The 26,351-nt window shown below is 61.1% G+C and carries 29 protein-coding genes; 17 read left to right on the top strand and 12 right to left on the bottom strand.

Annotated elements, in window-relative coordinates; genetic code table 11:
• The first annotated feature begins 569 nt into the window (after positions 1-569).
• Both rhtA and C9422_RS07000 read left to right on the top strand, forming a co-directional pair.
• Positions 570-1,457: a threonine/homoserine exporter RhtA gene (gene rhtA / locus C9422_RS07005; protein ID WP_116580126.1), complete on the top strand. Its 888-nt coding sequence runs from the start codon at positions 570-572 to the stop codon at positions 1,455-1,457.
• 168 nt (positions 1,458-1,625) lie between these two features.
• A complete protein-coding gene (locus C9422_RS07000) occupies positions 1,626-1,907 on the top strand; it encodes a hypothetical protein (protein ID WP_116580125.1) in 282 nt (93 codons plus the stop codon).
• 14 nt (positions 1,908-1,921) lie between these two features.
• Here the strand turns inward: C9422_RS07000 and C9422_RS06995 are convergent, their stop codons facing one another.
• Positions 1,922-2,482, bottom strand: coding sequence for a TetR/AcrR family transcriptional regulator (locus tag C9422_RS06995; RefSeq protein WP_116580124.1), 561 nt, complete (start codon positions 2,480-2,482; stop codon positions 1,922-1,924).
• 91 nt (positions 2,483-2,573) lie between these two features.
• On the opposite strand from C9422_RS06995, the gene C9422_RS06990 reads away from it, so the two are divergent.
• Positions 2,574-3,302 (top strand): SDR family oxidoreductase, encoded by a 729-nt coding sequence (locus C9422_RS06990; protein WP_116580123.1) that lies wholly within the window; start codon positions 2,574-2,576, stop codon positions 3,300-3,302.
• A gap of 36 nt (positions 3,303-3,338) precedes the next feature.
• Positions 3,339-3,929 carry a 2-hydroxychromene-2-carboxylate isomerase gene (locus tag C9422_RS06985; protein ID WP_007973404.1) on the top strand — a complete coding sequence of 197 codons (591 nt, stop codon included), beginning with the start codon at positions 3,339-3,341 and terminating at the stop codon, positions 3,927-3,929.
• Here the strand turns inward: C9422_RS06985 and C9422_RS06980 are convergent.
• Positions 3,926-4,924: a zinc-dependent alcohol dehydrogenase family protein gene (locus C9422_RS06980; RefSeq protein WP_116580122.1), complete on the bottom strand. Its 999-nt coding sequence runs from the start codon at positions 4,922-4,924 to the stop codon at positions 3,926-3,928. The two genes, C9422_RS06985 and C9422_RS06980, sit on opposite strands and share 4 nt — an antisense overlap.
• 104 nt (positions 4,925-5,028) lie before the next feature.
• Between C9422_RS06980 and C9422_RS06975 the strand changes: the two genes are divergently transcribed.
• Complete coding sequence (locus tag C9422_RS06975; RefSeq protein WP_178082414.1) at positions 5,029-5,949, top strand: LysR family transcriptional regulator; 921 nt, start codon at positions 5,029-5,031, stop codon at positions 5,947-5,949.
• Here the strand turns inward: C9422_RS06975 and C9422_RS06970 are convergent.
• From C9422_RS06970 to C9422_RS06955, 4 genes are all read right to left on the bottom strand, one after another.
• Entirely contained in the window at positions 5,942-7,750 is a 1,809-nt protein-coding gene (locus C9422_RS06970) for an aminopeptidase P family protein (RefSeq protein ID WP_116580120.1), read from the bottom strand. The genes C9422_RS06975 and C9422_RS06970 overlap by 8 nt on opposite strands.
• Before the next feature lie 65 nt (positions 7,751-7,815).
• Complete coding sequence (locus C9422_RS06965; protein ID WP_116580119.1) at positions 7,816-8,973, bottom strand: cysteine desulfurase family protein; 1,158 nt, start codon at positions 8,971-8,973, stop codon at positions 7,816-7,818.
• Between the two features lie 206 nt (positions 8,974-9,179).
• A complete protein-coding gene (locus tag C9422_RS06960) occupies positions 9,180-9,794 on the bottom strand; it encodes a LysE family translocator (protein WP_116580118.1) in 615 nt (204 codons plus the stop codon).
• 101 nt (positions 9,795-9,895) lie between these two features.
• A complete protein-coding gene (locus C9422_RS06955) occupies positions 9,896-10,165 on the bottom strand; it encodes a hypothetical protein (RefSeq protein WP_007973410.1) in 270 nt (89 codons plus the stop codon).
• Between the two features lie 296 nt (positions 10,166-10,461).
• Between C9422_RS06955 and C9422_RS06950 the strand changes: the two genes are divergently transcribed.
• The 9 genes from C9422_RS06950 to C9422_RS06910 all read left to right on the top strand — a co-directional run bounded on the left by C9422_RS06950 (position 10,462) and on the right by C9422_RS06910 (position 17,523).
• Positions 10,462-10,920 (top strand): VOC family protein, encoded by a 459-nt coding sequence (locus tag C9422_RS06950; RefSeq protein WP_007973412.1) that lies wholly within the window; start codon positions 10,462-10,464, stop codon positions 10,918-10,920.
• 351 nt (positions 10,921-11,271) lie between these two features.
• Positions 11,272-12,474 carry a PepSY domain-containing protein gene (locus C9422_RS06945; protein WP_116580117.1) on the top strand — a complete coding sequence of 401 codons (1,203 nt, stop codon included), beginning with the start codon at positions 11,272-11,274 and terminating at the stop codon, positions 12,472-12,474.
• Entirely contained in the window at positions 12,471-13,013 is a 543-nt protein-coding gene (locus C9422_RS06940) for a thiamine pyrophosphate-binding protein (protein ID WP_116580116.1), read from the top strand. Before C9422_RS06945 ends, C9422_RS06940 begins: the two co-directional genes overlap by 4 nt.
• Entirely contained in the window at positions 13,010-13,339 is a 330-nt protein-coding gene (locus C9422_RS06935; protein ID WP_095968110.1) for a hypothetical protein, read from the top strand. Before C9422_RS06940 ends, C9422_RS06935 begins: the two co-directional genes overlap by 4 nt.
• Positions 13,336-13,908, top strand: coding sequence for a DUF6162 family protein (locus tag C9422_RS06930; RefSeq protein WP_116580115.1), 573 nt, complete (start codon positions 13,336-13,338; stop codon positions 13,906-13,908). Before C9422_RS06935 ends, C9422_RS06930 begins: the two co-directional genes overlap by 4 nt.
• A 35-nt stretch (positions 13,909-13,943) precedes the next feature.
• Positions 13,944-14,870: a metal ABC transporter substrate-binding protein gene (locus C9422_RS06925; RefSeq protein ID WP_116580114.1), complete on the top strand. Its 927-nt coding sequence runs from the start codon at positions 13,944-13,946 to the stop codon at positions 14,868-14,870.
• Positions 14,867-15,712, top strand: a complete 846-nt coding sequence (locus C9422_RS06920; RefSeq protein ID WP_116580113.1) for a metal ABC transporter ATP-binding protein — start codon at positions 14,867-14,869, stop codon at positions 15,710-15,712. Before C9422_RS06925 ends, C9422_RS06920 begins: the two co-directional genes overlap by 4 nt.
• The gene (locus C9422_RS06915) at positions 15,712-16,611 is read left to right on the top strand and encodes a metal ABC transporter permease (RefSeq protein ID WP_095968106.1); all 900 of its coding nucleotides are present in this window, start codon (positions 15,712-15,714) and stop codon (positions 16,609-16,611) included. Before C9422_RS06920 ends, C9422_RS06915 begins: the two co-directional genes overlap by 1 nt.
• Positions 16,612-17,523 carry a metal ABC transporter solute-binding protein, Zn/Mn family gene (locus C9422_RS06910; protein WP_116580112.1) on the top strand — a complete coding sequence of 304 codons (912 nt, stop codon included), beginning with the start codon at positions 16,612-16,614 and terminating at the stop codon, positions 17,521-17,523. It abuts the gene before it with no gap.
• A 96-nt stretch (positions 17,524-17,619) separates the two neighbouring features.
• Here C9422_RS06910 and C9422_RS32835 read toward each other — a convergent pair whose 3' ends face one another.
• The 5 genes from C9422_RS32835 to C9422_RS06880 all read right to left on the bottom strand — a co-directional run bounded on the left by C9422_RS32835 (position 17,620) and on the right by C9422_RS06880 (position 21,834).
• The gene (locus C9422_RS32835) at positions 17,620-17,787 is read right to left on the bottom strand and encodes a hypothetical protein (RefSeq protein WP_218279140.1); all 168 of its coding nucleotides are present in this window, start codon (positions 17,785-17,787) and stop codon (positions 17,620-17,622) included.
• 112 nt (positions 17,788-17,899) lie between these two features.
• Positions 17,900-18,130 carry an MbtH family protein gene (locus tag C9422_RS06895; RefSeq protein ID WP_116580111.1) on the bottom strand — a complete coding sequence of 77 codons (231 nt, stop codon included), beginning with the start codon at positions 18,128-18,130 and terminating at the stop codon, positions 17,900-17,902.
• An 81-nt stretch (positions 18,131-18,211) separates the two neighbouring features.
• Entirely contained in the window at positions 18,212-19,624 is a 1,413-nt protein-coding gene (locus C9422_RS06890; protein WP_116580110.1) for an aspartate aminotransferase family protein, read from the bottom strand.
• Positions 19,625-19,831: 207 nt separating this feature from the next.
• Entirely contained in the window at positions 19,832-21,157 is a 1,326-nt protein-coding gene (locus tag C9422_RS06885; protein WP_116580109.1) for an ATP-binding protein, read from the bottom strand.
• Positions 21,154-21,834, bottom strand: a complete 681-nt coding sequence (locus C9422_RS06880; RefSeq protein WP_116580108.1) for a response regulator — start codon at positions 21,832-21,834, stop codon at positions 21,154-21,156. Before C9422_RS06880 ends, C9422_RS06885 begins: the two co-directional genes overlap by 4 nt.
• A 154-nt stretch (positions 21,835-21,988) precedes the next feature.
• Here C9422_RS06880 and dsbD point away from each other — a divergent pair, with 154 nt between their 5' ends.
• The 3 genes from dsbD to dsbG are packed head-to-tail and all read left to right on the top strand — an operon-like array spanning position 21,989 to position 25,322.
• Positions 21,989-23,725, top strand: coding sequence for a protein-disulfide reductase DsbD (gene dsbD, locus C9422_RS06875; RefSeq protein ID WP_116580107.1), 1,737 nt, complete (start codon positions 21,989-21,991; stop codon positions 23,723-23,725).
• A complete protein-coding gene (locus C9422_RS06870) occupies positions 23,725-24,579 on the top strand; it encodes a TlpA disulfide reductase family protein (protein WP_116580106.1) in 855 nt (284 codons plus the stop codon). Before dsbD ends, C9422_RS06870 begins: the two co-directional genes overlap by 1 nt.
• Entirely contained in the window at positions 24,555-25,322 is a 768-nt protein-coding gene (gene dsbG / locus C9422_RS06865) for a thiol:disulfide interchange protein DsbG (protein WP_116580105.1), read from the top strand. Before C9422_RS06870 ends, dsbG begins: the two co-directional genes overlap by 25 nt.
• A 63-nt stretch (positions 25,323-25,385) precedes the next feature.
• Here dsbG and C9422_RS06860 read toward each other — a convergent pair whose 3' ends face one another.
• Positions 25,386-26,204, bottom strand: a complete 819-nt coding sequence (locus C9422_RS06860) for an alpha/beta fold hydrolase (protein ID WP_116580104.1) — start codon at positions 26,202-26,204, stop codon at positions 25,386-25,388.
• Positions 26,205-26,351: the final 147 nt, after the last annotated feature.

Here is a 26,351-nt window from a genome sequence, read left to right as displayed (position 1 = left end):
CGTTGGTTACATCTTTGATTTCTCGCGGAGTAACTTGTGATGCTGATAATCTGTTGACTAGCAGTCTGACTCCACAAGCACCCACACGAATTGCTTGATTCAGTTGTTAAAGAGCGGTTGGTTAAGATCTTTCATCTCAACCGAGGCGCGCATTCTACAGCAGCCTCATTTGCTGTCAAGCGGTATTTTTCAGAAGTTTTCAAGGAATCCTTAACAACTTCAACCACTTGCGCTTTCGATCTCTCGTCAGCGGGAGGCGAATTCTACAGCGTTACTCGCTGCTGTCAACACCTCTTTTTCAACTTCCTTTCGGCTTCGATGACCTGAAGCAACCCGCTATCGAAAACTGCGTAACTCTTTGTTTATCAAGGAGTTTTCCGTTTCGACTGCGCCGGAAGTGGGGCGAATTATAGGCCTCCAAAATCTGCCGTCAAGCACTGATTCAGGTTTTCTATCGATATATGCAAAAACACAGCTTATATATAGACGCGCCCGCGGGGAATGCGCAATATATTGCCCAACAGAAATAGAAACGCCCTTGATTCACATATTTCGGACGATGCCGCCTAATGAATGATCAGCCTCGCAGCCTGGCCTCTACCCTGTTCTCGGTTGGGCTGCTGCTCATAGCCATGGCGTCGATCCAGTCCGGAGCCTCCCTGGCCAAAAGCATGTTCTCCGTCGTCGGTCCCCAAGGGACAACGACATTACGGCTGATTTTTGCCAGTGTGATCATGATGCTGATACTGCGTCCATGGCGGGCAAAGCTCACCGCAAGGTCCCTGCGCACCGTCATCGTCTACGGGATGGCACTGGGCGGCATGAACTTCCTCTTCTATATGTCTTTGCAAACCGTACCGCTGGGCATCGCGGTGGCGCTTGAGTTCACCGGCCCATTGGCCGTGGCGATCTACGCCTCGCGTCGCGCGATCGACTTTTTGTGGATCGCCCTGGCCGCCGTCGGCTTGCTGCTACTGATACCGACTGGAGAAGCGAGCGCAGGAATCGATCTGGTAGGCGCCGGTTATGCCTTGGGGGCGGGGGTCTGCTGGGCACTGTACATTCTGTTCGGGCAAAAAGCGGGGGCCGATAATGGCGTGCAAACCGCCGCGCTGGGGGTAATGATCGCTGCGCTCTTCGTAGCCCCTATCGGTATTGTCCATGCGGGTTCCGCTTTGCTGACCCCGTCATTGATCCCTATAGCCCTCGGCGTCGCCGTCTTGTCCACGGCCCTCCCCTACACCCTGGAGATGGTCGCCCTGACCCGCATGCCTGCCAGGACCTTCGGTACGCTGATGAGCATCGAGCCGGCCTTCGGCGCGTTGTCAGGCTTGCTGTTCCTTCATGAATACCTCTCACTGTCGCAGTGGATGGCAATCATGTGCATCATTCTGGCCTCCGTCGGTGCAACCATGACCATGGGCAATGCCACCAGGCCAGCAGTCGCGGCAGATTAATAGCAGATAAGACACAGGTCTGGTATTTGCCGCTCAATTAGGCCATGTTTAGCCCCGCACCCAGAGTCATACCATGGACAATTTCAGATAGGGATATCGGTACGCTTCAAGCGAAAGCGAATGCAGCCAGACCCGGGCACAAGATCCGGGGACGCTATAAGGACAGTAATGAAACGATTTTTGATGCTGATCGCCGTACTTGCAATTGCGGGCTGCGCAGCGACATCCGACACACAGTTCAAGCACGGCAAGAAAGGGCTACACATCAACTGTTCCGGACTGTCTTCGTCCTGGGACAAGTGCTACGCCAGCGCTGCCAACTCCTGCGCGCCCAAGGGATACAAGGTCATCGCCAAGTCGGGAGACGCCGTGGAAGAACCCGGTGATTATCCGTTCGGCCTCAACCCCGCGGGCTATACCAGCCGCAGCATGATTGTCATCTGCAAATAGGCAGGGCCGTCGCGTCAGGTTTCCGAACTTGCGATCTGACGGCCGATTTCCTCGTAGCTGGACTTCAGCACCGTGCGCTGGACATCCGGGCTAGCCAGCATGCGCGCTACGACCAACGCGCCAATGCATTGCGACAGAATTGCCCACGCCAGGCTGTCGCTTTGCAAGACACCCGCCCAACTTTCCTGAAGGCGACAAATCCAGTGCTCTGCCTGTTGGCGGACACTCACATCGGAACGGGCAATTTCCGCCCCCAATGCCGGTAACGCACAACCGGTTTCCGGATTCTCGACGTGAGACATGCTCAGGTACATTTTCAGGCAGCGCTCAAGCTTGTCACGGTCCTGTCCTTCCCCCAGCCGCACCAGACTTTGACCCAACTCACGTTCGACAATGCTTGCGAACAACTCGTCTTTCGACGAGAAGTGACTGTAGAAGGCCCCGCCACTCAGGCCAATGGCTTTCATCAGCCCATCTACACCCACCGTGGAAAAACCGGACTTCTTGGCCGACAACGCACTGCTTTCCAGCAGCCTTTGCCTGGTTTCCAGCTTGTGACTGGCCGAATAACGCATTGCCTTTCCCCTGAATTGCTCACCTTGACGTCTGTCGAATCATAGCATAACGTTCGTTTAGTTAACGATCGTTTACCAAAGGGATCAACCCATGAATAACAAGAAGGTCGTATTGGTCGTCGGTGCAGGTGATGCCACGGGTGGCGCCATTGCCAAGCGGTTTGCCCAGGAAGGCTTTGTCGCCTGTGTCACTCGCCGTAGCGCGGACAAGCTCCAGCCACTGGTGGAGGCCATCAAGGCCGATGGCGGTGAGGCCCACGGGTTTGCCTGCGATGCACGTAAAGAAGAAGACGTGATCGCGCTGGTCGAGCAGATCGAAAGCCAGATCGGCCCCATCGAAGCATTTGTCTTCAACATCGGCGCCAACGTGCCGTGCAGCATTCTCGAAGAAACCGCCCGCAAGTATTTCAAGATCTGGGAAATGGCCTGTTTTTCCGGTTTTCTCAATGCCCGTGAAGTGGCCAAGCGCATGGCCAGGCGCCAGCGCGGCACGATCCTGTTCACCGGCGCCACCGCTGGCATGCGTGGCGCTGCCGGGTTCGCCGCATTTGCCGGTGCCAAGCACGGCATTCGGGCATTGGCGCAAAGCATGGCCAGGGAACTCGGGCCGATGAACATTCACGTTGCCCATGTCATCGTCGATGGCGCCATCGATACCGATTTCATCCGTGACAGTTTCCCCGAGAAATACGCTACCAAGGATCAGGATGGCATCCTCAATCCCGAGCACATCGCCGAAAACTATTGGTACCTGCACAGCCAGCCCCGCGATGCCTGGACCTTCGAGCTGGACCTTCGCCCCTGGAGCGAACGCTGGTAATCGCCCACACACAACAATAAGACGAGCGCCTTGAACATGAGCAAAACCGTGGAGTTCTACTTCGACCTCGGCAGCCCCGCCACCTATCTGGCCTATACCCAGCTACCGAAGATTTGCGCACAGACCGATACCCGGCTGGTCTACATTCCGCTCTTGCTGGGCGGCGTATTCAAAGCCACCGGCAATGCTTCTCCAGCGACTATCCCGGCCAAGGGCCGCTACATGTTTCAGGACCTGGACCGCTACGCCAAGCGCTACGGCGTGCCCCTGAAGTTCAATCCGCACTTCCCGATCAACACCTTGATGCTCATGCGCGCCGTAACGGGCATGCAATTGCGCCACCCGGAACGCTTTGCCGCCTTCCTCGACTGCCTGTTCAAGGCCATCTGGGTAGAGGGTCGCAGCCTGGACGAACCGGCAACCGTCGCCGCAGTGCTCAGCGAAAACGGCTTCAACCCACAGGAAGTGCTGGCCCTGACCGCCGATGAAGAAATCAAGACGGCGCTCAAGGACAACACCGAAAAAGCCGTACAGCGAGGCGTATTCGGAGCTCCGAGCATGTTTGTCGACAACCAGCTGTACTTCGGCCAGGATCGACTGGACTTCGTGCTCGAAGCCCTGAGTTAGACCTCGATGACCAACCGCCCCTTTGCCGCTCCCGACAAGAGCAGTGTATGGGCGGCTTCTGCCGACTCCAGTGTGAACGAGTGCGGGTCAAGCAACGGCACGAGCTTACCCGCCTCGATCAACCGCGCCGCCTCGCGCAGAATCTCGCCGTGATGCTCGCGTCCCTGGCCCGTCAACAGTGGCAGCAGGGTGAAGACACCGGAATAAGTCGCCCCGCGAAAGGACAACGGCGCCAGGCTGTGCTGGCCCCACCCCAGGCAGCTGAGTACATGACCGTGATACACCCGGGCAGCCTTGAATGACGCATCCAGCGTTTCGCCCCCCACTGTGTCGTAGACAATGTCGAAACCCTCACCGGCCGTGTGCTCGGCCACATAGTCTTCGACCGAAGACTTGCGGTAATCGATAAACGTCGCGCCGAACCCTTCGATGATCGATTGCTGCCCGGCCGAGCCCGTGGCAAAAACCTCAGCACCAAAAGCGCGGGCGATTTGTACCGCTACATGTCCGACGCCCCCGGCACCGCCATGAATCAATACCTTCTGCCCGGGTCGAACACGAGCCCGGTCCACCAAGCCTTCCCAAGCGGTGATCAGCACCAGTGGCAATCCGGCCGCTTCGCGCATGCTCAGGTTGTGCGGTTTGCGAGCCAACAGGCGGGCATCGACCGCCGCGTATTCGGCCAATGAACCTTGAACACCACCAATACCGGTGGCCATGGCGTATACCTCATCCCCCGGCAGCCAGCCACTGACGCCCTCGCCCAGCGCCTCTACGGTCCCGGCCAGATCCATTCCCACGATCGCCGGCAGTGGTTGCCCCGCATGAGTCGCCTGCCCGGAGCGGATTTTTCCATCCAGTGGATTCACACCGCTGGCCTTGATCCTGACCAATACCTGCCCGGCCTGTGGCACGGGCCGCGCGATGGAAACCAGGCGTAACGGCGCATTGGCCGAGTCGATCATCAGAGCGCGCATGTTCAGTGAGTCAGTCATTTCGCCATCTCCCATCAGAAGTGAATACAGGGTGAATCTTGCCTCGCCCTATACATGCCGATAAGACGCTATATCTCTATAGTGATCATGCCGATACAGCATCAATGAGAAATACCGTGGACACACTCAATGCAATGGCGATTTTCGTACGGGTGGTTGAGCGTGGCAGCTTTTCCGCCGTTGCCCGGGAGTTGCAGACCAGTCAGCCAACCATTAGCAAGGTGCTGCAAGCGCTGGAAACCCGATTGGGCGGAAAGCTGATTGCCCGCAGTACCCGCAAGCTATCGCTGACGGACGAAGGTCAGCGCTACTACAACGAATGCCGGATCATCCTCGCTGCCGTGGATGCGGCGGAACACAGCTTCCAGTCCGGCCGAGAGCGGGTTGCAGGGCCTCTGAAAATCGGTTCGTCGGTCAGTTTCGGCCGCTTGCAGATCGCCCCCCGATTGCCGGACTTTCTCAGGCACTACCCTGACGTACAGATAGACCTGCAACTGAGCGATCAGAACCAGGATCTGGTCAGCGAAGGGCTGGACGTCACCTTCCGGATCGGTGCCCTGAACGACAGTGGCCTGATCGCTCGCCTGGTGGGTACGACCCATCGGGTGACCGTCGCATCACCTGACTACCTCAGGCAATACGGCCAACCGCAAACACCGCAGGAGCTGGGCAGGCACAACTGCCTGATGTTCAACCTGCTGAGCAGTCAAAACCTGTGGGTTTACACAAAAGATGCGCAGCGTCATGAGGTGCGGATCAAGGGCAATGCGCAGAGCAACAGTTCCGAGGCGATCCGCGAACTGGTGCTGGAGGGATTGGGGATTGCGCTGTCGCCGGTGTGGTTGTTCAGCGAGGATCTGAAAGCCGGGAGAGTGACGGCGATTCTTCCGGACTACACGGCGCAGTCGCTACCGATTCATGCCGTGTCCCCGGCGAATCGTCGCCAATCCGCCAGGGTCAAAGCCTTTGTTGACTACATGAGCCGGGCGCTGGAGACAGCGCCCGAACTGAAAGCAATCAAATAGCCGCGGTACGGGTGTTCAGCCACTCGAGGGCTGCACCCTCGACCAATGGGCTCAGGCGTTCGCGCACTTCGGCATGGTAGGTGTTGAACCACTGCTTTTCGTCTTCGCTCAGCAGCGAGGTTTCCAGGCAACGGGTGTCGATCGGGCACAGAGTCAGCGTTTCGAACTTCAGGAACTCACCGAACTCGCTTTTGCCTGCCTCACGGTTCATCGCCAGGTTTTCGATCCGCACGCCCCAACGGCCCGGACGATAGGTGCCCGGTTCAATGGACGTGATCATGCCCGGCTGCATCGCCGTCTGTGGCGCAGGCGCAGCCTGATAGGCGATGACTTGCGGACCTTCATGAACGTTGAGGAAGTAACCGACGCCATGACCGGTGCCGTGACCGTAGTCGACACTTTCCGCCCAGATGGGCGCACGGGCGATGGCATCGAGCAGCGGCGACAGAATGCCTTTCGGGAACTGCGCGCGGGACAAGGCAATCACGCCCTTGAGCACGCGGGTGCAATCGCGTTTTTGCTCATCGGTCGGGGTGCCCACCGCAACCATCCGCGTGATGTCGGTGGTGCCGCCCAGGTACTGGCCGCCGGAGTCGATCAACAGCAGACCGTCCCCTTCGATGACCGCGTGTTCCTCTTCGGTGGCGTGGTAGTGCGGCATCGCGCCATTGGCATTGTAGGCGGCAATGGTATTGAAGCTCAGCGACACATAATCCGGACGGCGCTCACGGGCGGCGGTGAGTTTTTCGTCGATGGTCAGTTCGGTGATGCGCTCACGGCCCAGCGCCGAGTCCAGCCAGGCGAAGAATTCGCACAGTGCTGCGCCGTCCTGCTCCATGGCCTGACGGATGTGTTCGGCATCGGCCAGGCTTTTTTGCGACTTGGCCAGGGTGGTCGGGTTCAGGCCCTCGATCAGTTTCACCCCGCTGTCGAGGTTGTCCAGCAACCCCGCCGTGACCCGCGCCGGGTCGACTTGCAGGCTCGCGCCGCTCGGCACGGCGCGCAGTGCGGCGGCGACTTCGCTGTAATCGCGCAAGGTCACGCCGTCCTGTTCAAGGATGGCGCGCAGTTCGGCATTGACTTTGCTCAGGGCGACAAACAGCGTGGCCTGTTGCTGATTGATCAAGGCGAAGGAAACGAATACCGGGTTGAACGACACATCGCCGCCACGCAGGTTGAACAGCCAGGCGATGTCATCGAGGGTGGCGATGAAATGCCAGTCGGCACCGCGGGCCTGAAGGGTTTCACGCAGTTTGGCGAGTTTTTCGCCACGGCTGACGGTCGCCTGTGGAGGCAAGTGCTGATAGATCGGTTCGTTCGGCAGGCTTGGGCGGTCGCTCCAGACGCCGCCAAGCAGGTCGATGTCGGTGCGCAGACGGGCGCCACGCTCTTCGAGTTTAGCGCCCAGGGTCCGTGCCGACGCCACGGCCATGACCGCGCCATCGACCGCGACGACGCCACCCTCGGGGGTTTGCTCGGCCAGCCATTCCAGTGGCCCGGGTTGACCCGGTTGCAGCTTGACCAGGTCAATGCCGCTGCCCTTGAGCTCCTTGGTCGCCTGCTCCCAGTAACGGCTGTCGGCCCAGACGCCGGCAAAATCCGGGGTCACGATCAGGGTGCCGACCGAACCATGGAAACCCGACAACCACTGGCGCCCCTGCCAGTAACCCGGCAGGTATTCGGACAGGTGCGGGTCGGCCGACGGCACCAGCAAGGCGTGTATGCCCTCCCGGCTCATCAGTTCGCGGGTTTGCGCCAGGCGCTGGGGCACCGATCCATTGATCGAAAGCTGCGTATTCATCGTGTCTCCTGCTAACCACTTCATCATTATTGTTGAGTGCCGATCAACGTCGGCGCTTCGTCGCCCTATTGCCAGAATGCCGGAGCACTGGCGCAGGCTGCCTTGATCAGTTGAACCGCCTGATCGATGTCCTGCTCGGTGGTAAAACGCCCGAGGCTCAAGCGGATGGTGCGGCTGGCCGAGCGGGCATCATGCCCCAGGGCCAGCAGCACATGGGATGGGGTATTACTCGCGGAATTGCACGCCGAGGTCGCGGAAAACGCGATCGAGGACAGCAACGCCGCCGGGTTGAACTCGCCTTCTGCGAAGGTCAGGCTCAGGGTATGGGGAATGCGCCGGGTCGGGCTGCCGTTGAGACGCACGCCGGGAATGTCCTGCAATTGCTCGAGCAAGCGTTCACGCAATCGCACGATGGTGGCTTTCTCTTCATCGAACGCAGCCGCCGCCAGTGCAAAGGCCGAGCCCATGGCCACGATCTGATGGGTCGCCAGGGTGCCCGAACGCAATCCGCCCTCATGCCCGCCGCCATGGATCTGCGCCTGCAATCGTTGTTGGGCACGCGGACCGACATACAACGCACCGATGCCTTTGGGGCCGTACAGTTTATGCGCGGAAAACGACATCAGGTCCACTGGCCACTGCCCGAGGTCGATCGCCACTTTGCCCGCGCCCTGTGCGGCGTCGACATGGAACAGCGCCCCGCGTTCACGCACCACCTGACCGATGGCGGGAATATCGTTGAGCGTGCCCAGTTCGTTGTTGACCAGCATCAGCGACACCAGGAAAGTGTCCTCGCGCATGGCGTCGCTGACCGCTTGCGCGGTGATCAGCCCATCGGCATCCGGCACCAGGTACGTCACGGCGACACCGGCATCCTGCAATTGCCTGGCGGTATCGAGAATGGCCTTGTGTTCGATCTGGCTGGTGATGACATGGCCACCGCCAGTGCCACGGCCCTGGGCTACGCCCTTGAGCGCGAGGTTGTTGGATTCGGTGGCGCCTGAGGTCCAGACGATCTGTTCAGGTGTCGCGCCGACCAGTTCGGCGACCTGGCGTCGCGCCTGCTCCACCGATTGCCGGGCCTGCTGGCCGAAGACATGAGAGCTTGAGGCCGGGTTGCCGAAATTGCCGGTAAAACCCAGACACTCGACCATCACCTTGATGACCCGCTCATCCACCGGCGTGGTGGCGGCGTAATCGAAATACAACGGACGTTTGTTCATAAAGGACTCACAGAGCGTGTTCCGGGATCAGGAAGCTCATGACTGTAAACGGCAAAGCGCAGCCTTGTGAGCTGCGCGCTGTTTTCAGAACGTTACCAATACCTGATCGGATGCCGTTAAAGAAGGACTACTTCATTTAATAGTGCGTAGGAACGCTCCTGAAAAGTCAGCTTAACAGGCATCGGGCAACCGGTTGAAGCAATGCGTCAGCTAAAGCCTTCGAGCAGCAGCGGATACAGCGATCCCACGAGCAGCGCGGCCATGCCCCAATTGAACAGGCGCAGCCAGCGGCGATCCTTCAGAACGTTGCGCAACAGCGTGCCGCAAGCGGCCCAGACGCCGACGCTCGGCAGGTTGATGATGGCAAAGACGGCCGCAATCACGATCACATTGGTGAAGTAACCCTGCATCGGCGTGTAGGTGCTGATGGCGCCAATGGCCATGATCCAGGCCTTGGGGTTGACCCACTGGAACGCGGCGGCGCCCAGATAGCTGATCGGTTTCGCCTCGCTCTGCTGACTCTCCGACATGGGCCCGGAATGAGCGATTTTCCACGCCAGGTACAGCAAATACGCTGCACCCACGTAACGCAGCACGGTGTAGAGCAATGGGTAAGCCTGGAACACCGCGCCAAGGCCGAAACCGACCGCCACCACCAGTACAAAGAAGCCACAAGTGATGCCGAGCATGTGCGGAATCGTGCGGTTGAAGCCGAAGTTCACCCCGGATGCCAGCAACATGGTGTTGTTCGGACCGGGTGTGATCGAGGTGACGAGGGCGAACAGGGCAAAGCCCAGCAGCAGGTCGAGTGAGAGCGTCATGGGTGGCAGTCCGTCAGGGTCGGTCAGGTGTTGACCCTATCGCACACCTTGGGCGAAACCCATGGACAGTTACGCGAAACTTGGAGCAGTACAGTTTTGCCTCAGCTTGGACGACCGTGAAGCTGTACAGATCGCCCGGCGTTCATTTCCCCCTGGTTGTCGTAGCTGAACGACTTTTGCGGCTGGCCGAGCAATTCGGCTTTCTTCGCGTGGTATTCGTCGAAGGACAATCCCCGGCGGTTCAGCGCCTCCAGCGCCAGCTCCTTGCTTTCTTCAGCCGTGTAAGGGCGAAGCTCCGGGGAAACATGGCTGGCACATCCGGCGAGCACGGAGACGGCGAGCATCAGCAAAGTGGCGATCATCGGTTTCATTTCTGGCGTCCTGGCGACTGGGTTCGAGGCAATGAACACAGGCTACCCGCGCGTTCCGGGTAGCAGAAATCAACGCTTTCAATAGTGGCTATCAGGAAATGACGATCATTGTCCTTATCAACACTTGTCCAGAGCACAGGCCCGGAGCGCATTGGCTGGAGCCGACCTGATGGCATCTGTGTGGCGTTGCTGCTCGTCGGGCGCTCGGTGAGGCGAAAGCGGCTGGCCTATATTTATCCGGCTGTACAACGAAGCAGGTACTTTCCATTCACAGAACAAGAACAGGGAGATCCATCATGAGTGTCAAACCCATTCCGGAGGGGTATCACAGCATCACCCCCTATCTGGGCATCCAGAAAGCTGCCGAAGCCATCGATTTCTACAAGAAAGCCTTCGGCGCCATTGAGGTCATGCGCCTGGCCATGCCCGATGGTGGCATCGGTCACGCCGAACTGCGCATCGGCGATTGCCCGATCATGCTGGGCACGCCGTGCGATCAGGGACCGTTGAGCAATCCGGACAATTCGCCGTCCGTGGGTCTGCATTTGTATGTCACCGATGTCGACAAGTCCTACAAACAGGCCATCGATGCCGGTGCCACCGTTGTATCCGAGGTCAAGGATCAGTTTTACGGCGATCGCTCGGGGACCTTGAAGGATCCCTACGGGCACCTGTGGTTCCTGGCGACGCGCAAGGAAGACCTGACTCAGGAACAGATTGAACAACGGGCGAAGGAGATGTTTCAGCAGGGTTGAAATCTTCGCGAGCAGGCTCGCTCGGACTCTGTGGGAGCGGGCTTGCTCGCGAAGGCGGTGTGTCAGGCAACATTGACTTTGAATGTGCCGTCCCCTTCGCGAGCAAGCCTGCTCCCACCGTTTGATCTTCAGTGAATGTGAGTCCTGCGGCCGGCCGTGCGTGGATTGCTCTGCCTTTCTGCCTATCGAGAAACATTTTCTTTCACTTCCCCTTTCGGGATTTCCTTTGCTCATCCGTCTTACCTAGATGCAGTCCTGTCGCGTAGGCAAAAGCCACGACTGGACCTTCAGGGCGCTCATCCCTGCGAAGCCCGCAGCCGAGCTGCCTCTCATCCAGGCAAGACCTTCAATATGTCAAAGAAATCCCGTTCAAAAATCTGGTTCCTGGTCCATAGCTGGCTGGCGCTGCCGATCTGGTTTTTCGTGCTGATCGTCTGCGTGACCGGCACTCTGGCAGTGATCAGCCAGGAAATCGTCTGGCTGGCCAACCCGCCCATGCGCGCCAGCCAGCCCTCGGACGATGCACCACTGCTCAGCTATCAGCAGGTCATCGAGGCCATCAACAAGGCCGAACCGCAGACCGTGGTGCAGAGCATCAGTCGGCCCGACGAGTCACACTTCGCGCTGGATGTCGAAGTCAGCTATCCCGACGGACGCTCGGTGGTGATTTATGTCAATCCATACAGCGGCGTGATCCAGGGCGTCGCGCCGGAGTTCAACTTCCGCGCCTTCACCCGGGCGCTCCACGGTTGGTGGCTGGTGCCGTTCACCAACGGCTACAGCTGGGGCTGGTACCTGGTGTCGTTTCTCGGCTTGCCGCTGCTGGCTTCATTGGTCACCGGGCTGGTGGTCTACAAACGCTTCTGGAAAGGCTTTTTCCGCCCGACCCTGCGGATTCGCCACGGCGCGCGGATTTTCTGGGGCGACTTCCACCGCCTGAGCGGCATCTGGTCGCTCTGGTTCATCGCGGTGATTTCCATCACCGGCACCTGGTTCCTGATCCAGGCATTCCTGTTCGACAACCAGATTTCCATCTCCACAGAAAAGATCATTCCGGCGATGTCCCGCGAAGCGGTACCGCTGTCGCCCGATGGATCGCCCCCGCCGCGCATCGACCTTGATCGCGCGATTGAAATTGCCACGCAGAAAATCTCCGGGCTTGAAGCCAGCTTCGTCAGCCTGCCGGGCAATGCCTACAGCCATCTGGATGTCGGGGGACGCGGTTGGTATCCACTGATGTTCCAGACCGCGACCCTCAACCCGTACACCGGCGAAATCGCCGCCTCTCGCCTGATTTCGGACCGTTCGACCCTGGAGTTCGTCACCGAATCCATGCGCCCGCTGCACACCGGCGACTTCGGTGGCCTGTGGATCAAGCTGATCTGGGCGTTCTTCGGCCTGTTGCTGAGCATGATGGTGCTCAGCGGCTTGCTGATCTGGACCAAGCGCACGGCACTGGCGACGGTCAATGCCTTCAAGCGCAGCAACAGGAAACCGCGCGGCGCCACGGCGCAACCGGCCACCCGCAAGGAAACTTCGGAGGCCAACCTGTGAGCAAAGACATCGCGGTCTCACAACCCTCGCGCCTGAGCGTGCTCTGGCACAAATGGCGCTTTCACCTGAATGTCCTGTTGCTGCTGATTCCACTCGGTTTCATGCCCAAGTACTTCGCGGATGAAGCATTGATGCGTGGCGACAGTGGCCTGGGCGAACGCGAAGTCGGCGAAGTCCAGGTCGGCCCCTGGAGCCTGCGCCTGGCGGAGTTGCGCAACGCCGCCCCCACGCTCGATGGCCCGGCCGGCTACATGAAGGGTTTCAACGCGGCACTGTGCGAGGCCTGTATCGGACAGGTCAAGGCCACCTACCTGCGCATCGGCAAACCCCGCAGCCTGCGCGCCGCCGGCGTGATTTTCTTCGGCACGCCGTACCGGATGGGCGCTTCACTGCCCGTTCCGGAAAAGACCACGGCCGACGCCGAACTGTGGATCACCATGGAAGGCTGGGACGGCGCCATGCATCAGGCATCCATTCCTTTGAGCCAGGCCTCCCCCGCCACCATCGCCTGGCTAAACAAACAAGGAGGCAAACCATGATCAACCCGCTTCGTCCACTCAATACCCTGTTGCTGCTGCTCTGCGCCGGCTTCAGTGCCAGCGCCCTGGCCCATAACCCGATGTGCGAATGCAAGGCCATCGACGCCGAGCAGATCAAATGCACCGGTGGTTTTTCCGACGGCAGCGGCGCTCCCGGCGTGACCCTCGATGTGATCGGCTACGACGAAACCATTCTGGTGCCTGGCAAACTCGGAGCCGATTCGACCCTGACGTTCAAGAAACCCGGCGCCGAGTTCTATGTGCTGTTCGACGCGGGCCCCGGTCACGTAGTGGAAATCGACCAGGCGGACATCCAGGCGCCATGAATACTTCAACGACCCAAGTCGTGCGCCCGGCGGGTGCCGGCCACGAAACCCTCTACGTCCTGCTGCTGTGCCTGATGATCCTTGCGGTCGCCGGTTCGGTGGTGCTCTGGCGCGGGGAATCCCATGAGGTGGGCAGCGTCAACAGCCACCAACTGGATGCCCGCCGCGACCTCAGCGCTGCCGAGCAAGGCATCTACGCCGACTTGCGGGTGACCCTGGACGAGATTCATTTGCTGCGCCAGGAACAGCAAACCCTGCCGACGCCCGAGGCCCTCGCCGACGAGGGTTTTGCCCCGTTTGCCCGGGATGCCAGCTCCGTCAGCCGTGGCAGCCATGACTGGCAATTGCTCAACGCCAAGGCCTACTTCGGCCTGAGCCAGACGCCGACGGTAGCTGGTTCATTCCTGATGCGCCTGACCGCCACCGATGACGCTCCGGACATCTGGCTCAACCGCGCCGGCACGCTCACCGCTCCGGCCGACCTCAGCGACAGCGCGCTCGAAAGCGCCGGCTGGCAACAGATCGTCGCGCAATTCGATGCCGGCGTGACCCGCCAGCACCGGCATTGAACCCTCGCCCTCACCCGAGAGAAGACCGCTTTCCCATGCCCATTTCATCTCAACGTTCTATCTTGCGCGTGCTGCTGATCGGCCTGCTGGCCTGCCTGCTGCCATCTCTTGCCAGTGCCGAGGCAGCCAAGCGCCTGCGCATCGGCATCACCCTGCACCCGTATTACAGCTACGTGGCGAACATTGTCGGCGACAAGGCCGAAGTGGTGCCGCTGATTCCGGCCGGTTTCAACCCGCATGCCTACGAACCCCGCGCCGAAGACATCAAGCGCATCAGCGGGCTGGACGTGATCGTGCTCAACGGCGTAGGCCATGATGATTTCGCCGACCGCATGATCGCCGCCAGCGAAACCCCGAACGTGCCGGTGATCGAAGCCAATGAAAACGTGCCGCTGCTTGCCGCCACCGGTGTTGCCGCCCGCGGAGCCGGCAAGGTGGTGAACCCGCATACCTTTCTGTCGATCAGCGCCTCGATCGCCCAGGTCAACAACATCGCCCGGGAGCTGGGCAAGCTCGACCCGGCCAATGCCAAAACCTACACCGAGAACGCCCGCGCCTACGGCAAGCGCCTGCGCAAGATGCGCGCCGATGCCCTGGCCAAACTGACCCAGGCGCCGAACGCCGAGTTGCGCGTGGCCACGGTGCACGCTGCCTACGACTACCTGCTGCGCGAATTCGGTCTGGAAGTGACAGCCGTGGTCGAGCCGGCCCACGGCATCGAGCCGAGCCCGAGCCAGTTGAAAAAGACCATCGACCAGCTGCGTGAGCTGGACGTGAAGGTGATCTTCTCAGAGATGGATTTTCCCTCCACCTATGTCGACACCATCCAGCGCGAATCCGGCGTGAAGCTGTATCCGCTGTCGCATATTTCCTACGGCGAGTACACCGCCGACAAGTACGAAAAGGAAATGACCGGCAACCTCGACACCGTGGTGCGGGCGATTCAGGAGTCGGGGGCATGACATCGAAAGAAACCATCCTGGCCGATGCAGAGTCCCCTGTGGGAGCGAGCCTGCTCGCGAACGCGTCCGGTCAGTCAGCATCATCGTTGAAAGACACACCGCTATCGCGAGCAAGCTCGCTCCCACAGGTTTTGGGACCGACTCTGGATTTCGCCGACATCAGCCTGACGCTGGGCCGCACGACGATCCTCGACAAGGTGACCTTCCAGGTCCGTCCCGGCAGCGTGCATGCGCTGGTCGGCCCCAACGGCGGCGGCAAGAGTTCGCTGATCAAGACCCTGCTCGGGCAAATGCCGCATCAGGGCCGCTTGAGCCTGCAGTGGTCGGCCGAACCGGGGACCATTGGCTATGTGCCACAGGCGCTGGAGTTCGACCGGGGCTTGCCGATGACCGTCGATGATTTCATGGCTGCCATGTGCCAGCGTCGACCGGCCTTTCTCGGTTTGAGCAAACATTACGCGGCGGCGATTGGCGAGGCCCTCGAACGGGTCGGCATGCAGGACAAGCGCAAGCGTCGCATGGGCGCATTGTCCGGCGGCGAACGCCAGCGGGTATTGCTGGCCCAGGGGCTGATCCCGCCTCCGCAATTGCTGGTGCTCGACGAGCCGATGTCGGCCCTCGATGAGGCCGGGATCCGGGTGTTCGAACGCCTGCTCGGCGACTGGCGAGCGGCGGGCATCACCGTGCTGTGGATCGAACACGACCTGGAAGCGGTCGGGCGCCTGGCCGATCACGTCACCGGCCTCAATCGCCGCGTGCTGTTCGACGCCACGCCACAACAGGCACTGACGCCGGAGCGCCTACTGACGCTGTTCTCGACTCACCCACGGAGCCTTGCCTGATGAGTTACGAAGCTTTTCGCCTGATGGTCCAGGGTTGGGCATCGTCGGGTTATCTGCCCGAGGCGCTGGCCTATGGGTTTGTGGTCAATGCGCTGCTCGCCGGCTTGCTGATCGGCCCGGTGCTGGGCGGCCTGGGTACGCTGGTGGTGGTCAAGCGCTTCGCGTTTTTCTCCGAAGCCGTCGGCCATGCCGCGTTGACCGGCGTGGCCATCGGCATTTTGCTCGGCGAACCCTACACCGGTCCCTACGGCAGCCTGTTCGGCTACTGTCTGCTGTTCGGCATTCTGCTCAACTATCTGCGCAACCGCACCGGCCTGGCACCGGACACCTTGATCGGCGTGTTCCTCTCGGTGTCGCTCGCCCTGGGCGCCAGCCTGCTGTTGATTCTGGCGGGCAAGATCAACGTGCACATCCTGGAAAACGTGCTGTTCGGATCGGTGTTGACGGTCAACGGCAATGACCTGCTGGTGCTGGCCATCGTCGGTTCGCTGGTGATGGCCCTGGCTTTGCCTTTGTACAACCGCATCATGCTCGCCAGCTTCAATCCGCAACTGGCGGCGGTGCGCGGGGTAGCGGTAAAGGCCCTGGATTATCTGTTCGTGATTCTGGTGACGCTGATCACCGTCGCCGCGGTGAAGGTCATCGGTGCGATTCTGGTCGGCGCGCTGCTGGTGATTCCGGCAGCGGCGGCGCGTTTGCTCAGCCAATCGCTGAAGGGCTTTTTCTGGTGTTCGGTGCTGATCGCCACCGTCAGCACGCTGTGCGGGATTCTCGCGCCGATCGTCTTCGATCTGCCGATTCCGTCCGGTGCCGCGATCATCCTCGTGGCCGGTATCGCCTTCGCCCTGGCCGCCATTGCCCGCGGCATCGTCCCCAGCCTGAAAGGGAACCTTGGATAAATGATTTTTTCTCTGCGCCAACTGACCCTCGCAGTGGCCCTGTGCGGGCTGACCGCCACGACCTTCGCCGCAGATAGCGGCAAACCGCTGCGCGTGCTGGCCTCTTTGCCGATCACTTATGGTCTTGGTGAAGTGCTGCTCAAAGGCACCGATGTCAGCCTCGAACGCGCCGCGCCGGCCAATCTGCCCGGCAGCCGCCAGACTGCCTACTTCACCGGCCGAGGTGCCCCGGCGCTGGCCCAACTGGCGAAGGATGCCGATGCGGTGATCGGCCTGCGCTCACTCTGGCCGGATGACCCGCTGTACCCGATCTCCCGGCGCAGCAATATCCGTATCGTCGAAGTCGATGCCGCCCGCCCGGTGGACGGCGCCCTGCCGGGCATCGCCGTGCAGCCGGGCAACAGGGTCGACGGCCTCAACAGCCAGCCGTGGTTTTCCAGCAACAACATGGGTCGCATGGCCGACGTGATGGCGGCGGACCTGGTACGCCTGGCCCCCGAGGCCAAGCCGAAAATCGATGCCAACCTGGCAGCCCTCAAACAGCGCCTGCTCAAGCTCAATGCTGACAGCGAAGCGCGGCTGGCGACGGCCGAAAACCTCAGTGTGATGAGCCTCAGCGATCATTTCGGCTACCTGATCGGCGGGCTCAATCTGGAGCTGGTGGGGCTGGATGCGCGACCGGATGCGCAATGGACACCGGAAGCGCTCAAGGCGTTGAGCGCGATGCTCAAGGACAATGATGTGGCGGTGGTGTTGCATCACCGGCAGCCTTCGGAGACGGTGAAAGCCGCGATTGCTGAGGCCGGGAGTCGGTTGGTGGTATTGAGCACCGAAGCTGAAGACCCGGTGGGTGAACTGGAGGGGAATGTGGACAGGGTGATCGAGGGGTTGAGCATCGGGCCTTCGGCCTAAGATCAAAAGATCGCAGCCTTCGGCAGCTCCTACAGGTATTGCGCATCCTGTAGGAGCTGCCGAAGGCTGCGATCTTTTACCAGAAAGCCCGCTGATTCAAGCGGTCTTCTCAGCCGCCTGCTCATCCATCTTCTGGCGCAGGCTCAACGGACGCATGTCGGTCCAGGTCTCTTCGATATGGTTGGTGGTGTTGAGTACCGATGCTGAAGACCCGGTGGGTGAACTGGAAGGGAATGTGGACAGGGTGATCAAGGGGTTGAGCATCGGGCCTTCGGCCTAAGATCAAAAGATCGCAGCCTTCGGCAGCTCCTACAGGTATTGCGCATCCTGTAGGAGCTGCCGAAGGCTGCGATCTTTTACCAGGAAGCCCGCTGATTCAAGCGGTCTTCTCAGCCGCCTGCTCATCCATCTTCTGGCGCAGGCTCAACGGACGCATGTCGGTCCAGGTCTCTTCGATATAGGCCAGGCATTCCTTTTTCAGCCCGCTTTTGCCCACGGTGCGCCAGCCCTGCGGCACGGCTTTGTAATCGGGCCAGATCGAGTATTGCTCTTCATGGTTGACCACGACCTGAAAGAGGATGTCCTCGCGGTCGAATACTGAAGTCATGCTGTCTCTCCATCGATGTTGGGCGGGCTGCGCCGTGTGCGCAGCCGTTATGTAGAAGGAACGTTGCGCGGCTCGAAAAATTTACTGATCGCGGGTGGCGGCAGCCAGGGCCCGGCCGAAAATCCCGGCTACCTGATCGATTTCCGCAGCGCTGATCACCAGTGGTGGCAAGAAGCGCACCACCGCGCCATGGCGGCCGCCGAGCTCCAGGATCAAGCCACGCTTGAGGCATTCGCGCTGCACCAGGGGTGCCAGGCGGGCGAAGGCCGGCGGGTGGCCCTGGGCATCCGGTGCGCCCGTCGGATCGACCAGTTCGACACCGAGCATCAAGCCACGCCCACGAATATCACCCAGTTGCGGGAAGTCCCGTTGCAGAATGCGCAGGTGCTCGGCCAGGCGTTCGCCCATGGCGGCGGCATGCTCGCAGACCTTGTGTTCGATCAGATAACGCATCACTGCGGAACCGGCGGCCATGGCCATCTGGTTGCCACGGAAGGTCCCGGCGTGGGCACCCGGCAGCCAGGTGTCGAGCCATTCGCGGTAGACCACCACCGCCAGCGGCAGGCTGCCGCCGATGGCCTTGGACATCACCACGACATCGGGAATGATCCCGGCGTGTTCGAAGGCAAACATCTTGCCGGTACGGGCGAATCCGCTCTGGATTTCATCGACGATCAGGGCGACGCCCGCCTTTTCGGTGATCCGCCGCACACCGCGGAACCAGTCCAGGTCGGCCGGGATCACCCCACCCTCGCCCTGCACCACTTCCACGATCACCGCCGCCGGCAATTGCACCCCGGCCTCGGGATCGTTGAGCAGGTTTTCCAGATAACTCAGGTTGGCTTTCACCCCTTGCGCACCGCCCAGCCCGAACGGGCAGCGGTAATCGTAAGGGTACGGCATGAACTGCACGCCGCTGCCGAGCAAGGCGCCCAGCGGTTTTTTCGGCCCGAGGCTGCCCATCAGGCTCAACGCGCCCTGGCTCATGCCGTGATAGCCGCCCTGGAACGAGATCACGGTGCTGCGGCCCGTGGCGGTACGCACCAGTTTCAGAGCGGCTTCCACGGCGTCGGTGCCGGTGGGACCGCAGAACTGGATCTTCGCTTCAGCGGCCAGGACAGGCGGCAGCAGACCGAACAGGTCCTGGACGAACTGATCCTTGACCGGGGTGGTCAGGTCCAGGGTGTGCAGCGGCAGTTCATCGGTCAGCACTTGCTGGATGGCCTGGATCACCACCGGGTGGTTATGCCCCAGGGCCAGTGTCCCGGCACCGGCCAGGCAGTCGATGAACCTGCGGCCTTCGACGTCTTCGACATAAATACCCTTGGCGCGCTTGAGCGCCAGGGGAATGCGTCGCGGATAGCTGCGGGCGTTTGATTCCTGCTGGCTCTGGCGGGTCAGCAGCGGTGATTCGTTGAATTGATAAAGTGTCTCGGCAGACGTCGGAGCGACCCGGGCCGGCTGATCTTCGATAAGGCTGGTAGCGACTGACATCTCTCGACCCCTCAATACGGTTTTCCTGTTCTGGAAACGCATCAGCGGGGTGAGGATTTAGACTTTCGAACCGCTTTCTTGGCGGTCACCGCGATACCCCTGTGGGAGCGGGCTTGCTCGCGAATGCGGTGGGTCAGTCGACGTAGTTATCGTCTGACCCACCGCATTCGCGAGCAAGCCCGCTCCCACAGGGTTTTGTGGTGTTTTTCAGGCTGGTTGCAGCGGCATCGTCAGTTCGACCCGTAAACCGTCCGGTCGGCTATCGAATTGCAGCGTACAACCGCAACGCTGAACGATGGCCTGGACAATCGCCAGCCCCAGGCCACAACCCGTGCTCTGGCCGTTGCGCCAGAAGCGTTGGGTCAAGTGCTGCAAATCCTCTTCGGCAATCCCCGGCCCATGGTCGCGCACCACAAACTGCACACGATTGCCGGTGGTTTCCAGGCTCAACTCGACCGCTTTGTCGGCGGGAGTATGGCGCAGTGCGTTGTCGAGCAAATTGCGCAACGCGGCGATCGACAGCACGGCGGGCATTTGTAATGGCGCAGCGGAGACCTTGCCCGGTGCCTGAAACCTGATGCGCTGGCGATCGCCGCTCGCCGCATCCTGGATCGCCAGTTTTGCCACTTGCTCGGCGTTGCACTGCACACCGTCGTCAAACGACAGACTGCCCTCGACCCGCGCCAGCAACAGCAATTGCTCGAGGGTGCGGTGCATGCGATCTGCCCCTTCTTCGGCGCGCGCCAGGGATTGGTCCCGGGCGCTACCGTCGGTCATGCGTGCCACTTGCAGGTGGGTCTTGATGGCGGTCAGCGGGCTGCGCAACTCGTGGGCGGCGTCGCCGGTCAGGCGACGTTCGCGCTCGATGGTCTTGCCGATGCGCTGGAGCAACTGGTTCTGGGTTTCCAGCAAGGGTTGCAGCTCGCTGGGCAATGGCTGGATCTGCAAGGGTTCCAGGGAGTCGGCGCTGCGGCGCATCAAGGCGTCGCGCATGCGGTTGAGCGGTGCCAGCCCCTGGCCGATGCCCAGCCAGAGCAGGCACAGGCAACCGAGCAGCGCCACGCCCACCGGTACCGAAGCGGCCAGCAGGATCGACATGTTCAACGCCTCACGCTCGATCTGCCGGTCGGCGGTGGTGATGCGCAGATCACCCCGGGCCAGCGTGAAACTGCGCCACGGCGCCCCGTCGATCATCTGATCGTGAAAGCCCAGCTTCTCGGCCTCCAGCGTCTGCTGCGGATCGGTGTGACTGCGGGCCAGGATTTCACCGCGCAACGAACTGACCTGGCACGCCATGCCACCCGGTATGTTCAGTTGTTCGGCGCTGAAGTGGGTGCCCTCGCCCTTGCTCGGCACGGGCGGCAGTTGCTCCATGAGGCCGGCGACCATGCGTGCCGACGCCACCAGGCGCTGGTCGAGGGAAAACATCATTTGATTGCGCAAATCGCTGAGCATCCAGGCCGCGGCCAGGGCCCAGATCAGCGCAAACGCGGCGCCGAGCGTCAGGCTCAGGCGCAAACGCAGACTCATCACTTCGATTCTTCTCCGCCATCAGCCGGCCCCAGGCGATAACCCAGGCCGCGCACGGTCTCGACAATGCCATTGCCGAGCTTGCGCCGCAGGTGATGGATATGGACGTTGAGGGCGTTGCTTTCCAGCTCGTCGTTGAAACCATAGACGCTGTCCTTCAGTTGCTCGGTGGACAAGACCCGGCCACGGTTATGCAACAAGGCTTGCAGCAGCGACTGCTCGCGACGCGAGAGGTCCACCGGCTGGCCAGCGAGTGTGGCTTCGCGACTGCTCGGGTCGTAGGTCAGGGCGCCGTGCTCGATCAGGTTGACGCTGCGCCCCGCCACCCGTCGCAACAGCGTGTGCAGGCGCGCAGCGAGTTCGCGCAGGTCGAAGGGTTTGAGCAGGTAATCATCGGCACCGGCTTGCAGGCCATCGACGCGGTCGGTGACCGAATCCCGCGCGGTGAGGATCAAAACCGGCAACTCCAGGCCCTGATGGCGCAACTGCTGCAGCAGCTTGAGGCCGTCTTCGTCCGGCAGCCCGAGGTCGAGCACCATGACATCGAATTCCGCGACCCTGAGCATGGCCCGGGCAGCGGACGCCGTGGCCACGTGCTCCACGGTCAGGCCCTGAGCGGTCAGGCCGGCGACGATGCCACTGGCGATCAGTTCATCGTCTTCGCAAACCAGTACGTGCATGGGGAGCCTCGTAGAAATAAAGCTGATTAAGCCTTTGACCGATTAAGCCGACATTATGCCGCAGACGTCATCGCCACAAGGCCGGGACGGTTAATCATCGGTTAATCGCCACCCGCCACTGTGCACCTCACTCGTACCGGGAAAAGGCTTATCCATGCGTCGTCTGTTTTTACTGTTTACCCTTTTGATCACGGGCCTGGCCCAGGCGGCAATCAATCCGTTCGACACCAAACCTGAATTTCTCCCGGTTGATAAAGCCTTCACCTTTACCTCTGAACGCCTGGAATCCGGTGAAACCCAGCTCTATTGGCAGATCACCGACGGCTACTACCTGTACCAGAAACGCTTGAAGTTCGACGGATTGCCTGTCGGGCAGCACCCTGCGTTGCCGGAAGGTGAAGCCCACAGCGACGAGTTTTTCGGTGAACAGCAAGTCTACCGCCAGGGTCTGGAACTGAAGATACCGGCGGGTGCCAGCGGCCAGGTCAAGGTCAGCTACCAGGGTTGTGCCGATGCCGGTTTGTGTTATCCACCGCAAACCAGGATCGTGGACCTGGGCAATACCAATGTGCAGGGCGCGGCCAACGAAGCACCGGACCAGGCGCTGGCCAGCGGCCTGCAACAACGGGCGCTGGGCTGGAGCCTGCTGGTGTTCTTCGGTCTGGGCCTGTTGCTGGCCTTCACCCCTTGCTCACTACCGATGCTGCCGATTCTGGCCGGGCTGATCGTTGGCAGCGGCGCCTCGCCCAAGCGTGGTTTCGCCCTGGCCGGCAGTTACGTGGTCAGCATGGCGCTGGTGTATGCGGCGATGGGTGTCCTGGCCGCCTCCCTGGGGGCGAACCTGCAAGCCTGGTTGCAGAACCCCTGGCTACTGGGCAGTTTCGCGGCGATTTTCGTGTTGCTGGCGCTGCCGATGTTCGGCTACTTCGAGCTGCAACTGCCGGTGGCTGTGCGGGATCGACTGGAAAACGTTTCGCGTAATCAGCGCGGTGGAAGCCTGGTCGGCGCCGGTGTGCTGGGGGCGTTGTCGGGGTTGTTGGTCGGCCCGTGCATGACCGCCCCACTGGCCGGCGCGCTGCTGTACATCGCGCAAAGCGGTAACGCGTTGCATGGCGGATTGATTCTGTTCGCTCTGGGCATCGGCATCGGTGTGCCGCTACTGTTGCTGGTGACCGTTGGCAATCGCTTCATGCCCAAGCCGGGCGCGTGGATGAACCTGGTCAAAGGCATTTTCGGCTTCCTGTTCCTCGCCACGGCGTTGCTGATGTTGCGCCCGGTGCTGGATGAGTCGTTATGGGTCGGCCTGTGCGGGGCGTTGTTGTTGATTGCGGCGTACAGTGCCTGGAAACAGTCGGATGGCTTCGGTCGCATTGCTCAACTGTTCGGTGCCAGCTCGTTGCTGCTCGGCTTGTGGGGCAGTCTGTTGATGATCGGTGCGGCCGGCGGCAGTGATGATCTGCTCAAGCCGTTACAGGTCTTCCGCGCCTCCAATTCTGCCGTCGCTGCCATGCCCACCGGCCACGACGCCTTCACTACGATCAAGGACCCGGTTGCGCTGCAAAGGGAGCTCGATGTGGCGCAGGCTCAGGGCCAGTGGGTGCTGCTGGATTACTACGCCGACTGGTGCGTGTCGTGCAAAGTCATGGAGAAGCAGGTGTTTGGCAAACCCCAAGTGCTTGAAGCCTTGAGCGATGTACGCTTGCTCCGCCTGGACGTCACCGCCGACAATGCCGCCAGCCGCGAGTTGCTCGGCCGTTACAAAGTGCCCGGGCCACCGAGCCTGCTGTGGATTGGCGCTGACGGTGAAGAACGGCGCAGCCAGCGCATCACCGGTGAGGTCGATGCCGACACTTTCCTGCAACGCTGGATTACCACCCGAGACGCCCGTTAATGCTGACCTTCACCCTCGGCACCTTTGCCATCGCGCTCAATCACCTGCTGCTGATCAGTGCGCTGGCGCTGGCCACTTTTGTCGGCTGGCGGGTGGCCAAGCGTGGCGGAGATAACCCCGAGTCCGCGCTGTTCAGCCTGTTCCTGCTGGGCATGCTGGCGGCCCGGATCGGTTTCGTGGCGGTCTATTGGGCGCACTACCGCAATGATCCGTGGCAGATCATCGACCTGCGCGATGGCGGTTTTCTCGCCTGGCCGGGGGTGATTGTCGTGCTGCTCGCCACGCTGTATCGCGGCTGGCGTCGCCCGGGTCTGCGCCGCCCATTGGGCTTTGGCGCGGCCAGCGGCCTGGCGTTCTGGTTGTTGGCAACGTTCTCCCTGTCGATTTATGAACAAGGCACACGCCTGCCGGAAATCGCCCTGCGCAACGCCGCCGGCGAAACCGTGCAACTGGCCGACTACAAGGGCGGCCCGTTGGTCATCAATCTCTGGGCCACCTGGTGCCCGCCGTGCCGCCGGGAAATGCCGGTGCTGGAAAGCGCCCAGCAACAACGTCCGGACCTGACGTTCCTGTTCGTCAACCAGGCGGAAAGCATGCAAAGCGTCGCGACCTTTCTGGAAACCCAGGGCCTGAGCCTGTCCAACGTGCTGTTCGACGGCGGCGGGCGACTGAGCCAGGCCGTCGGTTCCATGGCATTGCCGACTACGCTGTTCTACAGCCCCGAAGGTCGCCTGCTGGGCAGCCATCTGGGTGAGCTGTCAAACGCCAGCCTGGCTCGCGCGCTGGAAAACTTCGACACCGTTCCCGTCACCTCTTCAAGGAAACTGCCATGCCCCGCCTCCGCCACCTGCTGACCCTGAGCCTCGGTGCTGCCCTGTTGCACCTGCCATCGGTGCAGGCCGAAGAGTTGCCCGATGCGATCAGGAAAATCGAGGCCAAGGGCGCGAAAATCGTCGGCCAGTTCGACGCCCCCGACGGCTTGCGCGGGTATGCCGCGCAATACCAGGGCCGCGGCATGGCGCTTTACCTGACCCCGGATGGCAAACACGTGTTGCTGGGCAACCTGTATGACGCCGAGGGTAATGACCTGAGCAGCGCGCCACTGCAGAAACTGGTGTACGCGCCGATGGCCAAGGAAGTCTGGGCCAAGTTCGAAACCAGTAACTGGATCGGTGACGGCAAGAAGGATGCGCCGCGCGTGGTGTACCTGTTCAGTGACCCGAACTGCCCGTACTGCAACATGTTCTGGGAACAGGCCCGGCCGTGGGTCAAGGCCGGCAAGGTGCAGTTGCGCCATATCATGGTGGGTATCATCCGCGAAGACAGCCCGGGGAAATCCGCCGCACTGCTCGCCGCCAAAGACCCGGAAAAAGCCCTGCAGGATCACGAAGCCGCCGGCAAGGGCAGCTCGCTCAAGGCCTTGAAGGAAGTGCCGCCAGCGATTCAGGCAAAGTTCGCGGCCAACATGCAATTGATGGAAGAGCTGGAGTTGCAGGCGACCCCGGCGATTTTCTACATGGACGACAAGGGTAATCTGCAACAACAGCAAGGCGCGCCGTCACCGGACAAACTGGAGAAGATTCTCGGGCCGAAGTAAGCAAGATCAAAAGATCGCAGCCTTCGGCAGCTCCTACAGGGCTGCGATCTTTTTTCGAAAAACCTACGCCGGATTGCGCTCAGCCAAGAACTCCAGCAGCGCCTGGCTGACAAACTGCGGATTCTCCAGACTGGAAATATGCCCCGCCTTCGGCACCAGCACCCACGGGCAGCCAATCAGCTCAGCCATTTCACGAGTTTCCTCCGGCGGACGCGGAATGTCCTGATCACCGCACATCACCAGTGTGCTGGCACCGTCCAACTCGCCCAGCCGGTTCATACAGTCATCACGGCCAAAGGTAATGCGCCCCATCGGCACGATGCTTTCACGCAGGCGATCGGCGGGCAAGGCAGCCAACGCAGCACGGAAGTTCCGATACAGCGCCGATTGCGGGTCGATACCAGGGCGAAAGAAGATCGGCACCACGATATCCAGCAGCGCAGGCGTGATGACACCCGCCTCTTCGATCTGCTTCAACAGTGAAAAGTAATACTGACGGGTCGGCTCAGGTTCAGCGCCGACGTAGGTGTCCATCAGCACCAGCCCGTTGATCCGGTGTGCAGCCGATAGGGCCAGGCGCGTTCCCCACATGCCACCGACCGACAAACCGACCAGCGTGACCCGCTCGATGTCCAGATGATCGAGCAAGACCAATGCCTGACGCGCCAGGTCATCCAGCGATACAGTGCCGACAGGCAACGGCCCGGATTGACCATGCCCCCACAGGTCCAGGGCTATCACACGATACTGTTGCGCCAGCGCGGCAATCTGCGGCGCCCACATGCCCTGATCCCACAGGTAACTACCGGCCAGCAGCACCGCCGGGCCGGTGCCTTGATCGATATAGTGAAGGGCTTGTCCGTCTATCGTTACGAAGGGCATCGACTGTCTCCGTGAGCAAAAAGGGAGCCCGAAGACTGAGCGGCTCACGGATCACAGTCAATCGCGAGAATGTATGCGTTTGTACCACCGCCTTCGCGGGCAAGCCCGCTCCCACAGGGTTTCAGGTGTTCATGAGTACACCACCAA

It is taken from the genome of Pseudomonas sp. B1(2018), assembly GCF_003097365.1.
Classification (GTDB): Bacteria; Pseudomonadota; Gammaproteobacteria; order Pseudomonadales; family Pseudomonadaceae; genus Aquipseudomonas; species Aquipseudomonas laurylsulfatiphila.
Note: the sequence above shows the minus strand (reverse complement) of the source record. Positions and strands in the feature narration are given on the sequence as shown.